Source organism: Providencia sp. PROV119 (assembly GCF_028482435.1).
Taxonomy (GTDB): domain Bacteria; phylum Pseudomonadota; class Gammaproteobacteria; order Enterobacterales; family Enterobacteriaceae; genus Providencia; species Providencia stuartii.
In genome coordinates, this window is record NZ_JAMPQL010000030.1 from 15,434 (window position 1) to 29,241 (window position 13,808).

At 35.5% G+C, this 13,808-nt stretch carries 9 protein-coding genes; all 9 read right to left on the bottom strand.

Going from position 1 to position 13,808, the window contains the following annotated elements; translation table 11 throughout:
* Positions 1 to 370: 370 nt before the first annotated feature.
* Positions 371 to 1,054 (bottom strand): LysR family transcriptional regulator, encoded by a 684-nt coding sequence (locus tag PSF11_RS19140; protein WP_004927309.1) that lies wholly within the window; start codon positions 1,052 to 1,054, stop codon positions 371 to 373.
* Positions 1,055 to 1,555: 501 nt separating this feature from the next.
* Positions 1,556 to 2,446 (bottom strand): UTP--glucose-1-phosphate uridylyltransferase GalU, encoded by an 891-nt coding sequence (galU, locus tag PSF11_RS19145; RefSeq protein WP_004927318.1) that lies wholly within the window; start codon positions 2,444 to 2,446, stop codon positions 1,556 to 1,558.
* 110 nt (positions 2,447 to 2,556) lie between these two features.
* Positions 2,557 to 3,453: a sensor domain-containing diguanylate cyclase gene (locus PSF11_RS19150; RefSeq protein WP_036941727.1), complete on the bottom strand. Its 897-nt coding sequence runs from the start codon at positions 3,451 to 3,453 to the stop codon at positions 2,557 to 2,559.
* A gap of 21 nt (positions 3,454 to 3,474) precedes the next feature.
* Positions 3,475 to 3,930, bottom strand: coding sequence for a cellulose biosynthesis protein BcsD (gene bcsD, locus PSF11_RS19155; RefSeq protein ID WP_004927325.1), 456 nt, complete (start codon positions 3,928 to 3,930; stop codon positions 3,475 to 3,477).
* 2 nt (positions 3,931 to 3,932) lie between these two features.
* Positions 3,933 to 7,628: a cellulose synthase subunit BcsC-related outer membrane protein gene (locus PSF11_RS19160; RefSeq protein WP_052127974.1), complete on the bottom strand. Its 3,696-nt coding sequence runs from the start codon at positions 7,626 to 7,628 to the stop codon at positions 3,933 to 3,935.
* A 1-nt stretch (position 7,629) separates the two neighbouring features.
* Positions 7,630 to 9,933, bottom strand: coding sequence for a cellulose biosynthesis cyclic di-GMP-binding regulatory protein BcsB (locus tag PSF11_RS19165; protein ID WP_072502505.1), 2,304 nt, complete (start codon positions 9,931 to 9,933; stop codon positions 7,630 to 7,632).
* Positions 9,926 to 12,037 carry a UDP-forming cellulose synthase catalytic subunit gene (bcsA, locus tag PSF11_RS19170; protein ID WP_072502504.1) on the bottom strand — a complete coding sequence of 704 codons (2,112 nt, stop codon included), beginning with the start codon at positions 12,035 to 12,037 and terminating at the stop codon, positions 9,926 to 9,928. The genes PSF11_RS19165 and bcsA overlap by 8 nt, the downstream gene beginning before the upstream one ends.
* A gap of 49 nt (positions 12,038 to 12,086) precedes the next feature.
* Entirely contained in the window at positions 12,087 to 12,422 is a 336-nt protein-coding gene (locus PSF11_RS19175) for a hypothetical protein (protein WP_004927336.1), read from the bottom strand.
* Between the two features lie 459 nt (positions 12,423 to 12,881).
* Positions 12,882 to 13,766 carry a 4-hydroxyphenylacetate catabolism regulatory protein HpaA gene (gene hpaA / locus PSF11_RS19180; protein WP_004927338.1) on the bottom strand — a complete coding sequence of 295 codons (885 nt, stop codon included), beginning with the start codon at positions 13,764 to 13,766 and terminating at the stop codon, positions 12,882 to 12,884.
* Positions 13,767 to 13,808 lie beyond the last annotated feature (42 nt).

A 13,808-nucleotide genomic window follows, 5' to 3' on the forward strand; every position in this document is an offset into this window, starting at 1 on the left:
TAAGAATGTGATCACGGTAGTATTTTTAATATTAACAAATGATCGATACACTATGAAAATAATCATTTAATTCAATAAATTAAAATTTATTAACTACTTAATGAGTTTAAATTTTACAGGATTTTTTGATAAAAAAACTACCAATAAAAATTGCTTTATCAGTGATTTTTAAAAGAAAAAGTACTTTTCCTAGGAAGAAAAAAAGGTGTGCTGATCTTTCTCTATCGAGAACCGATGACAATAATAAAGTTAACAAAAAGTTGCATTGCAAGACGTTGTCGGTGCTAAAACTTCTCTTAGGTTAAGCGTACTACAATAGCGAAGATTGAGTTTTCGATATGTAGCACGCTGAGTTCCAGTAAGAGAAGCGCTAGGCGATATGGTTTTTTTTCAATAAAAGATCTATCGATTCATTGATTAAGTTACCAATGTGCAAGTAGTTATCCATATTTCTATCGCCATTTCGAAAACAGATTTTAGATTTTATTTCTGAATACGAACCTAAAATACTCGTTGGCTGCTCTGTGCTATGTCCTTTTTGGGTGACAAATTGATGGTTTATAGGGAAGCTTATCAAGGAGGCTGAAATAAAGTTATCGGGGCATTTTGTTGAAGAAACGATCAGCAAGTTTAAGGACATCGAGGCGAGCTGGGCAAACAGTTCCTCTGAGCTATCCACCGTGACTATTAAGTTAATATTAGGGTCACTTGCTAAGACGGCTTCTGTAATGTAGGAGGCAAAATACTCTGGTAATGAATCAGAAATGCCAATATGAAAAGTTTTTATATTATTATTTGTAGATTGCTGTGCAATGGCTTTAATTTCTTCTATCTCTTTTAAAATAATCTTGCTGTGCTCTAAGATTTGTAGACCCAAAGGTGTAAAGTTAACCCGACGGGTGGTTCTTTCTAGCAGAAAACAGCCGAGTGTGTTTTCTAGTTTACCAATCTGAATACTTAAGGTTGGTTGAGCTACATTGCAATATTGAGCCGCTTTTTTAAAGTTAAGAAACTTACCTAATGCGTTTAAATACTCGAAATCTCTAATATTCATTTTGTTGCCTCTGCTGTGGTTTAAAAATCAAATTTCGTTGTTATTGTCCATTGCTTACATGACTGAGAATGAGTACTAATAAAAATTAAACAAAAATCATTAAAGTAATGGGATAATAAAACATCTGTTTTCAATGAAGTCAGTTTTACTTAGCTGATGACTAAACTCATTCATAATGAAATCTCGAATTAATCCATCATTGTTAAGGTATTACATAGGAGATATCATTATCAGATAAGTTTATTCAGACAGAGGTAAAATATTTCTCAATACGACCCATACTTTTTTAATAAAAAAGAATTAGCATGATTAATTGTAATCTTCTTATTCTGTTAGCAATAAAAATCCAATCCTGATTTTTAAAGTTGTTATATCTATTTGAATAACAAACAAATATAAAAAATAAAGAACAAGATCTCGCATTAGGCATATAACTAAAAATCAGACTAGCGATTGGATTTTGTTGATTCATAAAATCTACCCTATAAATAGGCGTTATGATTAAACAGTTTCTACCGAATCTTTCAACCAGCGATGAAACTGTGAGCCAAATGTTTGATGCTGACGACTATATTCAAAGAACGCTTTCATATACCCCATTTTATCGCCACAATCATGAGAACGCCCCTTTATGTGATAACCTTCAATAGCATGGGTTTTCAGAAGCATGGATAATGCATCCGTCAGTTGGATTTCATTACTCTTACCAATAGGGGTTTTTGCCAGCAATGGCCAAATCTCTTTACTTAAAACATAACGGCCAACAATAGCTAAGTTTGATGGCGCACTCTCTTTATGTGGTTTCTCTACAATCGCATAGATATTATTAAACTCTCCGCTATGAGTAACCTCATTATGGCAATCTACAATCCCGTAATTTTCGACATGCTCGATATTGACTTGTTCAATTAATATTTGGCTTTTTCCTGTCGAGTAAAAGCGGTCAATCATTGCGGGTAAATTATCAGATGCGTAATTACAAGCATATTCATTAATAATGACGTCTGGTAAAACAACAATAAAATCATTATCACCAATAAAAGGCTGAGCACATAATATCGCATGGCCTAGACCGCTTGCACAGCCTTGTCTAACATGCATAATTTTTAAATTTTCAGGGCAAATACCATTTATTTCATTGAGTAATTGCTCTTTCCCTTTTTGTTCTAATAACGATTTTAATTCAAAAGAGGTATCAAAATGATTTTCAATTGAATTTTTAGATGAATGAGTAACAAATATAATTTCATTGATACCCGCCATATAACATTCTTTTATTATGTATTGTATAATAGGTTTATCTACAAGAGGTAACATCTCCTTAGGTATCGCTTTTGTTGCTGGTAGCATGCGAGTACCTAACCCCGCAACAGGTATGACAGCTTTCAACATATATAATCCTTGATAAATAAAATATTTATTATAATCTTTACTTGTTGAGTGTAGTTTTCAACTAAGTACGGTTTTAAATTTTATTAGTTAAAACAGCTATATAGTTAAACCTAAATACATTTCTTTATTTGATTTCCTCCTTGTTTTTTCGCATGGTATAAGGCTATATCGGCATTTTTTACTAAACTCCCTAAACGCTCACCATCACGCGGGTATTGTGCAATGCCGACACTAATATTGATATTCGATACTTCTCCTTCTAAATGGCAATATGAACAAGTCCCCATAAAGTGAACCAGCTCCCAAAAGATAGATTCTGCATGATGATGATGTATGTCATTCACCATTAACACAAATTCATCGCCACCTAATCGAGCAAAAATAACCTCACTCGGTAAGTGTTTTTTTACATTTTTAGTGAACTGTTTTAATAGTCGATCACCATAACCATGACCAAAGGTATCGTTTATTTTTTTAAATTTATCAATGTCAATAAGCGCCAAATAGCATTCTGTTTTACTATTTTTGGCTAATTTAAGAGCTTCTTTGCCTTTTCTATAAAAACCATATCTGTTTAATAGTCCAGTTAGAGGGTCATGGTATACTTGGAAAGAGAGTTTATTCTTAGCTGCTATTAGCCTTGTTACTTCAGATAAAATAAGACAGTAATGATAGACATTGTTGCTATTTTCTTCTATCTCCATTAATCTAGCTATAAAAAATATTTTTTTATTTTCTTTAGTTATAAAAATAATATCTTCAGTGTTACTATAATTAGAAATAAAATCAAGACTGTTTTTTTCTAAAATCAACTGATTATTTATTATGCTTGGCTTATATCCAATAACATCTGCACGATTGTAGTTGTAAGTTTCTAAGAAACGTTGACTAACATATGAAACTCTTCCATATATATCAATTAATAAAAAAAGACAGGTTTGACCAATGATTAAGTCCAATGAGATTTTTTCATTTTTTATTGATAACTCTTTGGTTTTATTAATCATGATAATTTATATTTGATGAATCTATTTAAATAAAGCATAACGAAATATGAAAATATCTTCAGTTGCATTTTCATTCCACAATACAGGCACTGATTTATTACCGCCTTGCGATGTTAACCACTGAGTATATAAGCCTTCTAAAATACTAGCGCTAGCTCGACGCCATTTTTTATTGACCGATTTAGGCGCGTGAGGCCACGCACAATGCATAATAAGCAATTCACTATTTGCGGGTGCCATTTTAACAAACCCCCAATTGAACACTTCTAGAACAGTATTAATATTTTTTTCTAATTGACTTAATGTACTTGAATTCTCAATAGTGTGTAATTCACCAAGCTGTTGCCCAATTCGCCGTAGCGTTTTACAGCCTTCATTAGTTTCACCTGACGAAAACTCATAAAATAAAAAATTAATTAAATCATGCCAGCCTGTTTTATAACCACGTTGTAAGTAACTATCTTGGTCAAACATCATTTTTATTTTCCTAGTATATCTTTGTCGAATAAATATTTAAAGTAAATATTAGCTTTTGTCTCATCATAATTACCAAAAGTATTATAACTAACATTCGCTCCAATAAATGAAGATGGTGATATTTTATAGTTAGTCTCTACGCCAAAAGAATAACTTATGCCATTTTTACTGCTCTTTTTATAGTGAGTATCTATATATTCATCATTATCTGTGTAACTGTTTAATTCATCTTGTAGTTGTCTATCTGTAGGGTAATAATCTGCACTTTCAGTCGTGTACGATTGATATCCAACAGTGGAGTTTAATTTTACTGATAAATTATCTAATTTTTGCTCATAAGAAATAGGCAATGAAACTGCAATATATTTCTGTGGGCTGAAATACCCTGCATGCCCTAATGTATAATAATTAAGGTTTTTATCAAATCCCATATAATGAATATTAGCGCCTAATTTTAGAGTTTTATTATTTTCATTTATTCCATAAATATAAGAGCCAGCATTGAGATCAACAGATTGGTTATTAGGAACGTGGGTACCAATATACTTATTAGCGGCAACTTTGGCATAAGTACCATAATGGCTATTATCCCATGCGTATTGTGCTGACAGCGTATTGCGTGTCACGGCTCCCCATGTTCTACCTGTTACACTATCTTTAAGCCCACTGTATGAAAGTTGGCTATCAGTTACCGCTCGCCGTTCGGCTGCTAAAGTTAATTGGCTATGTGGTGAGGTGTTAATTGACCATTCAGCTCCGCCAACTAAGGAAACAATTAAGCCATCACTATTGGTATGCCCGAAATCCAATTGAAAGTTATCGCCTTTCAATAAAATATTTGATTCTAAGCCTTGAATTGAACGGCTATTAATTTCATCGGCATGTACATTAGCGCGTGAAGCACTTTCAACTAGGCTACGGCGATTGGCTCTCGTTAACGCTCCACTGCCCACAAGGCTGGCATTTTCAGCGGGAGTTTTGCCTGAACTAATAACCGAAGGGGATACGCTCAGCGCTAACTTAATATTATCAAGCAGTGGAAGAGAGAGTGTGAGGGTCTCTTTGATTTCGGTAAATTTGCTTAATCCTGACTCCCCTGAGTGGCTGTTTACCTGAATGGCATTATTCAATGCGACAGATGTTTTTTGCTGTAAATCTGTAAGCATCATTTCAATATGGTCTAATTGGGCCTTTTGGCGAGGATTGTGCTGAGCGTGCATGAGTATTTGCCCAGCTAATGGGTGATTTACTGGTAAATAAGTTGGCTGTTCTTGCGGCTGAATTAATCCCCATTGTGCTGTTTTTAATAATTTGAGTGCTTGGGTATTATGACCTTCCAGCTCAGCAAGGCGAGCCGACAAAATCAGGTAATCGGTTTTGTTGGTTGCCTTGATCTCTGCAAAATATTTTCTTGCTGTCACACTGTCGTCATTGTTAATTGCTAGATCAACTAAGCCTATTAATGCATCCTGATTTTTAGGGGAAATAGCTAATAGGTATTGATAAACATCACTCGCTTGCTCGGGTTGATCATTTGATTGATAAACTCGGGCAACAGCTAATAAGAGTTGGCTATTATTCGGATCATTTTTTATTTCTGGCGCTAATATTTCCCAAGCTTCGTTGAGATGACCTTTTTCGCGAAATAAATCGGCTTGTTCGCTGAGGTAGCCCGCTCTAATGTGATTTAACTCTTTTTCGCTGGTTGTGGCGAGTAAAGCCGGGGAGTTCATCAAGCTCTCTGCTTCTGCAAAGTATCCTAAGCGGCGTAAGATAAGGATTTGCTGTGTATAATCTTTTAGGCTTCCTTGTGGCTCAACGGATAGGTTTTGATGGATCACATTTAGCGCCATTTGACTATCACCCGCATCTATATATAGCTGAGCAAGGCGGCCAATATCGGCTGGGTTCTGAGGTAATGATTTAATATTTATTTTTAGGGTATTTAATGCTGCATTGTGATTCCCACTATCAATGTAGTGTTGGGCAATATCAATTTGTTGATTAAATTTAGCGCGATGTTTAAGCTCAGTTATTTCTGCCGTTTGTGATCCACTAGGAATTTTATGAATTAAATTCAATACATCCTTCCAGTGATTTTGCTCGCTTGCCAAAATGATCGCGCTATGCCAAGTTGCAGGTGAAGGATAGGTTGCAACCAAATTATTCATCACTGCATTTGCTTTATGATGATCACCTTTTTTAAGTAGCAGTCTGGCGTAATCGAGGTGCAGCCAAGCATTTTGAGGATCTTTATTAATGGCTTGTGTGAGAATATTTTCCGCTTCATTCACTAAGCCATTATTAAGTGCTTTTTCTGCATTTTTTCGGTATTGCTCACTGAAATTTATTTTTTGCTGATAATCATAGCGCTCAGTAGGAGAGAAGGTTTGTAATAATAGCTCTAATTCTTGATATTTTTTTTGTTCGTTAAATAACCAGACTAGCTGCTCTTTCACTGTTTTATTATTAGGGTAGTTTTGATGAAGCGTCCGATATAACGACTCTGCGCTAGCATAGTCTTTTTTATCACGATAGGTTTGTGCTAGTAATAAATTGAGAGCAAGTTGCTGCTGTGGGTCACTCACACTGGTACTTTTAAGTAAGCTAATTGCGTGATCAAATTGCTGATTACGCGCTAATTGTTTAACTCTATCTAGTTGCGAATAGTAGTTAATATTTTTGATATCTTTTAACCATTGGGCTCTTTTATGATCCGTTGTGTTATTAGCCGCTTCACTTAATAACTTCTCTGCTTCTTGATAGTTTTTTTGACGGAGCGCCACGTAACCCAGACCCGCAGTGGCATCGATATTTTTAGGATCATTTGTTAGCGCTTGTGTGAATTTTTGCTTTGCTTGTTCAAGGCTACCTCTATTTAATAGCGTAAATCCAGCACGAATATCACTGTTACCAATGCGATTGTTATAGTGTTCCATTACAAGGCTATCATTTGGTGATAAATTCATAAAATGCTGGTAAGCGGGCAGATCTTTTTCATCGGGTTGTAACCATAGTAGTGCTTGCTTCAATGAATTGACCACCGCCTTATCTTTATTTTCGATCTGGATGAGCTTTTGAATTCCCTCTCGCCTTGTTTTCTCTTGATAGGTTAATACCGTTGCAAGAATACGCTGTACCTTCTCATCTGATGGTGTTTGCTGTGCTATTTTTCTTAGCTCAGCGATTGCTTTTTCTAGGTGTTTTTTACTGCCAGCGAGTGTTTCATAATATTCAATCGCTAAGTCACCACTAGGTGGATTATGTGTAAATAATTTGTCATACGCCTGTATTGCTTGTTCAATCTGACCTTGTGTTGCAAATTCTCGGGCTTTTTTGAGTATCTCATCGGAACGATTTTCACGGGGCGAAAACTGGGCTAATTGTGAAAGCCGCTGATCGTCTGGGGCATATTTTTTGAGTTTATTAACCCAGAGAGCCGCTTCTTGTTTTTTACCTTGCTGAATTTTGTAATATGACATTAGATATAATGCTTCAATATTATATTGCTCAATGGCAAAAACTTTACTCAGCGCATCGTAAGCAAGGTCATAGTTAGATTTACTGTGCCAATAATTGGCCTTTTCTAATAGAACTTTAATGGCTGTTTCATTTTCTAATGATCGAGCTAACGTCGATAGTGGGTATGTACCACAGAGCAAAGTAATAAATACTTTTATTAATAAGCTATTTTTCATTTTATTTTTTCATCCTTGATAGACGTTTGGATTCATGGTTTTTTAATCTTTTAAACAAATACAAACTCATAAGGAATAAGGTGGTAAATAACATAGCCATTAATAGAAATAAATGTTGGCTAAAAAACCAAAGGACTAATGTGTGTAGCGGTAATTCGCCTGATAAAAATGATGCATTAACTCGCAGAACCTTAACATCATCAAAATCATTAAATAGCAAGATATCACCCGATTCGAGTTGTTGTCTTCCAGGCTTATCAATATCATCATGGAGTTTTTTCAGTTGTTCACTGTTAGTCGCAGTTAAAATGGTCACGACTTTGTTGCTAGACCAAGGTGATGGGAAGCTGAGTAATCCTCGCCATTTTTGTGAATTTATTAAAATATTGTTTGCTTCTTCAAATTGATTTTTCCATTCTCCGAGTAGAAGCAGTTTCAGTTTCTGCAATAGAGAAGGGGGCATGACTTGTAATTGCCCATAACTATAATGATAAGAGGTATCTTTTATTAGTGGCTTGAATGCTGCGATCTCTTTTAATTTAGAGATTGCAATAATATTCGAACTCGTGAGTTTTAAATTATTTTGTGGTTTTGTTGTATCAGTGAGTATGGTGACCTGACTAACCGGAAAGCCAGTAATGCGTCCTGCTTTTTCCATTAAATGAAGCATTAATGCGATTTCTTCTTTAGCTGGATTTTTGGTTAATAAAATTACGGTATCTGATAAATCGGCATATTTCGTAAATGGGAATAGGCCATTTAAAAACCAAGCCGTATTTGGTAGCTCCCCAAAATTGGAAATATTACTGAGATCAAATGTAGAGCTAGACAATATTTGATTAACAATCTCACCATTATTACGGATATTACAAGGCGTTTCTTGATGCGGTGTGATATTAAAATAAAAGCTTAGTCTGTTTTCACCAAATAAGCTTGCGCTATCAAGATAAAGTGTTGTGCTGTTGTCGTGGTTATTAGTAAAAAACTCCGTGATTGGACTAATAATGCTGTGTTTTTGAGCAGAAATATTTTTTAAAAATTGATAGTTCAATGCGATAGTTAGCATCGAATGCTTCATATCAATCCAATTTTTACCATCAAACGTATAGTCTATTTTCACGGGGATTTTGTTCCCTGATAACATGAATACATCAGGTGGAAGGCGAAAAATAATGTTTTTCTCTTCATTCCAAAACAAGCGGGATTGCAGGGCGTCGCGACTTTTAATTATTTGGCTGAAAGTGATTATTTTTTTCGCCGAAAGCCAGTTAGGGGCATCATAAGCTTGCCGTTTTTGTACATGATAGTTGGCGATAGCCATATCGCTGCTGTCAGGTAAATCAGGTGTAAAGAGTTGGTAAGCGGCCTGACGCAGCTCATGTGCATGACGTCCACTAATGACCAAGATTTTGTATTTCTCGTTTACAGGGTTATCTATAATTCTGATATTTGGGCCTTTAGCCTGATTAAAGGAGATCCCTGAAATGGTCTCATCCGCCATTGTGAATAAAACAGCATGCTTTTCCGGTAATTCATCAAGATAAACATTGAAATGGTTCCCTTTTTCCCCACTTTTGATGCCAAAAATAGAGGCTACAATGGCAGAGGCCATTAAGGTATCTGGGGTCGGTGAAGCGGCATAGATAAAAGCAAGTTCATTGCTATTCATTTTTAAAGGATCTAAAAATGGCCGAGGAAAATCCATGAGTGATTTACGCGTATTCATTAATACCCCTTTTAATGCCATTGAGGTTAAAGGGGAAATCTCAAGATTAAGATCTTTTAAGTCTGGGCGCTGGCATGTCCACTCATTATTAATGATGTCATCATTACTAATGATCTGAAAGTTTAAATTGTTCTTTGAAGAGAGAATGGCGTTTGGTACTTTTAAAGTAAAAGTCGATTTATTTTCATGAAGTTGAGATAACGGTATCGAACCTAAAGACTGATCATTTAGCGTTATTTGTAAATTATCCTTTTCGATATTTTCAGTTTCTTTGATTGAAATGATTAAGCGTATTTCTGCATTTATAACAATAAAATCATAGGGCAAAGTAAAACTAATACCAGATTGGAGTTTATCACCACTTAAGGTCAGGCCGTTTATGAGGCCAATTTTTTTCAAGGTAATTTCTTCAGCGGTAGTGTCTATAACATCGCTATTTTTTATTAGCCCATTATTTAATATAAAGTCTAATGGCGCAGAAACTTTTTTCTGTGTATCCACTCTCTCTACGGCAAATGCGGCCGTATGACTTATTAATAACGCGTAAGCGATAAATATTAATTTCAGGCGGTTAAACATGATGCTGCTCTTTACTATTTTGTTTTGAAAGCAAAATGGAATTATCCGTGGCCTTCTTATCTTTACGGATAATGAACAATTCAAATGCACATTGCAGCACGTCGATAAATGACCTTAATGGTTTGTCGTTTGCATGTTTAGGTTTAAACCAAGCATCTGCTCGAGTTAATACAACACGTACAACATCACGTCGAATAGCATGAGTTAAGTGAGCAAATTCCATTCTTAATTGCTTATTATCAATCCATGCTTGCTGGATCGGGATAAATGCTCTTTCTTTGCCTATACCAATGGCAATTTGTGTAATAAATGCCTGTGTAACATTATGCTCAAATGGGAAGTTAAGTCTTGCCCCACTCATGGAGAGATCAATGGACTGAGTTTCTATAACGCTATTATCAGAAAAATAAACGGTCACAGGGATTGATGCAGGAACCCTCGTGGCTCGACGTAACTGTTTGGTCTCTTTTGCTACCGATATAGAAGCGAGGACAATCAGTAAGCTATAAATACCCCATATAAGGTTAATCACAATGACACCGTTATCAATATAATGATATAGACCCATAATCCATTTGAATAAGGCAATCCCAATTGCGGCGACTAAAAGTACGGCGACAATAAGGAGCGGGCGAACGGCCGTGTGATCAAAATAGTTTTTATCTGTTAAATCACCTTTATCAGTAACATTAAATTTACCGAGTTTTGGCGATATTAAGCTCATCAATGTTGGGAGTATTAAATGAAAAGCCATCACTGTTTCATAAATTTCCCCCCAGAAAGAATAGCGATAGCTACCGACAAGTTTTGAATTGACATAGTTAGAAGTAATCAAATGAGGTAGCGCATAAGAAAATATGAGTGTTGCGGATGATGAGATAATATTTAAATCAAATAGAATAAAAACCAAAGGGGATAAGAGGAAAATCGCTCGAGGTAGCCCATACTGAAAATGTAGCATGGCATTTAAATAACAGATACGTTGTGTAAATGTCAGACCTTTACCTAATAGCGGGTTATCGACGCGAAAAATCTGTGTCATGCCTCGTGCCCAACGTATACGTTGGTTAATGTGCAAAGTTAAGCGTTCAGTCGCTAAACCCGCTGAAAGAGGAATATCTAAGAAAGCGGTATTCCATCCCTTACGCTGCAATTTAAGGGCCGTATGGGCATCTTCGGTAACCGTTTCTACCGCAAATCCATTTGTCTCTTTTAAGGCACTACGGCGAATTACCGCACAAGAGCCACAGAAAAACGCGGCATTCCAATTATCGTTACCTTGCTGCACTGGACCATAAAATAGCGCACCTTCATGCGGCGCTCTTTTAGCCGCACTTAAATTACGTTCAAAGGGATCTTTAGAGTAAAAATAATGGGGGGTTTGGATCAAAGCGAGTTTTTCATCGACTAAAAATGCCCCTACTGTTGCTTGTAAAAATACGCGTGTCGCTACATGGTCGCAATCAAAAATACAAATCAGTTCACCATGCGTTTTTGTTAATGCATGATTAAGGTTTCCTGCTTTTGCATGGTTATTATCAGGGCGGATCATATAGCCAACTTGAATATCTTCAGCTAACTGGCGAAACTCATCTCGCTTCCCATCATCTAATATATAAATTTTTAATTTATCTTTAGGATATTCGATACACTGTGCAGCAAGCGCTGTATCTTTGACGATATCAATACTTTCATTATAGGTTGGAATAAATAGATCAACCGTTGGCCATAATGAAGTATCTTTCGGTAAGGGGGCGATCGTTCTTTTTAATGGCCAACAGGTTTGAATATAACCGAATAATAGAATAGCTAATGAATATAGTTCCGCAATAAATAGTAATGTTCCTAAAATCAGCTCAATATAAGAATCAAAATAAAGGGTCGTTGTTGCCCGCCACCAGATATAACGAGAAGTACAAAGTAGTGATATTAATATCAAGGCAAGCTGTAGCTTTTTATTTTTAAATATTCCAATAAAGAATGTAAATACAATTAATACGCCTCCTAATAGAAACTGTTTATCACTATCTAGAGGAATGATAATTAATAAAATAAATAAGAATAACAAAAGTATAGACGTAACGATTTTGAGTGTTTTTTGCATATCACTAACTCATAATGAGGTTTTATTATACTATAGGTAAATGAGTATTTTATTTTTTACTAATACTTGAAAAGAGTTCACTCAGTATAACAAGTTGCTCCGTATGAGAAGCTGAGTCCGCTGTATTATGGTAGTGATTATTTTTATAATTAAGGAAATGAGAAAACTCATTAATTGTTGAGTAAGACTCATTTGGTTGGGTTGGCTGGGGCTGAGTCGTTGATTCAGAAACCACTTCAATTTTCTCAGGTAATGGGAGTTCTTGCTTAATAGCCATATTAGATAATGGCTGTTCATCCTTGGATTGAGTGGTTTCTTCAATTTCAAGGAAAGAAAAATTATCCATTTTAAGCTGACGGCTTAATGAATTTAAATCATCGTACATAGTTAACCTTCACCCTGAGAATAACAAACACCATTACACGTAGAATGAGTGATTTTTACCATGGTCTTTTAGGTAAATCATCTTATTTTGATATAATATTTAGTTATAGAATTAAGTAAAAATACCTAATTGATTAATATGTAAATAATCTATAGAGATACGTTATATAACATCCTGATTTAATTTTAAAATATGATGTAATTGTGAAATTTGAATAAATAGTAATTGTTAATTTATTTCATTTTAATAGTTATTATTAATAAATAAAAATGACAATGAAAAATAGAAAATACGCATTGATTATTACTTATAGATATTAGTAATGAACAATTTATAAATAAAGCAGTTTATTAAACATTTTTATTATGGTTATTGCGATAAATAGCAGAGAAACGCGTTAATAGACAGCGTTAAAATTTTCAATAACCACGTGTCATGATTAAGTTTAACTATCATAGATTAGTGGATATTTTTATCTCGCCATTGGCTAGGGGAATCCCCAACTAAACGGTTAAAGAAGCGTGCAAAGTAAGCCGGATCTTTAAATCCAAGTTGGTAGGCTATTTCTGATACAGGGCTGTCACAAAACAATAGCATACGTTTCGCTTCTCGTAATATGCGGTCAAAAATCAGGCGCTTGGGTGGGCGGTTAGCGAAACGTCGGCACATATCTTTGAGACGAGATTCGGTAACACCCAGTTTGTCTGCATATTCGGGAACAGAAAGGTGCTCATGGTAGTGTGAATCAATAAGCTGGTTAAAACGTTGGAATAGGCGATGTTCTCCTCTTACACCACTAACTGGGTGGTCATCAAGGGGAATTGAGCGTAATAGGAAAGTAAATAGCGCTTGAGCTAAAGAGGATAATACCTGATCGCGTCCGGCGTAGCTATTAGCCGATTCGCGAGCCATTAGTGCCCAATAGTGATTAAAAGTTTCAAGGTCATCGGGTTTATCAGCAACGGACAAACAAATCGCAGGAATAGAGACTAAATCAGGGTTAGCAGGGTAAAGTGATTCTAATAAAGGGATGATTAAATCTTGGCGAACGGTCAGCACGTGCCCATCTGTATCTTCTTGAGTAAAAAAGGCATGAGGAACAGAAGGCGGCGTTAGAATAAATAAAGGGGCTTGGACTGAATAACGTAGGTCATCAAGTTGTAATGTGATATGACCTGTTTCAAGGTAGTGCAACTGAAAAAAGCCATCATGTCGATGTGCTTGCATATCACGGCCAAAAAAGGCGGCCATATTACCGAATGTTTGGTAATGAACATCATCATTCCCTTGTGTTTCATCATAATCTTTACTGATATCAATATTGGTTATTAATGATGACACCACATTCTCCCTTTACTCTGTTGGTTTCGAGCCGCAATACAGAGG

Coding starts and splice junctions, on each gene's coding strand:
- PSF11_RS19140 (WP_004927309.1), bottom strand. CDS start 1,054: ATGAATATTAGAGATTTCGAGTATTTAAACGCATTAGGTAAGTTTCTT.
- galU (WP_004927318.1), bottom strand. CDS start 2,446: ATGTTGAAAGCTGTCATACCTGTTGCGGGGTTAGGTACTCGCATGCTA.
- PSF11_RS19150 (WP_036941727.1), bottom strand. CDS start 3,453: ATGATTAATAAAACCAAAGAGTTATCAATAAAAAATGAAAAAATCTCA.
- bcsD (WP_004927325.1), bottom strand. CDS start 3,930: ATGATGTTTGACCAAGATAGTTACTTACAACGTGGTTATAAAACAGGC.
- PSF11_RS19160 (WP_052127974.1), bottom strand. CDS start 7,628: ATGAAAAATAGCTTATTAATAAAAGTATTTATTACTTTGCTCTGTGGT.
- PSF11_RS19165 (WP_072502505.1), bottom strand. CDS start 9,933: ATGTTTAACCGCCTGAAATTAATATTTATCGCTTACGCGTTATTAATA.
- bcsA (WP_072502504.1), bottom strand. CDS start 12,037: ATGCAAAAAACACTCAAAATCGTTACGTCTATACTTTTGTTATTCTTA.
- PSF11_RS19175 (WP_004927336.1), bottom strand. CDS start 12,422: ATGTACGATGATTTAAATTCATTAAGCCGTCAGCTTAAAATGGATAAT.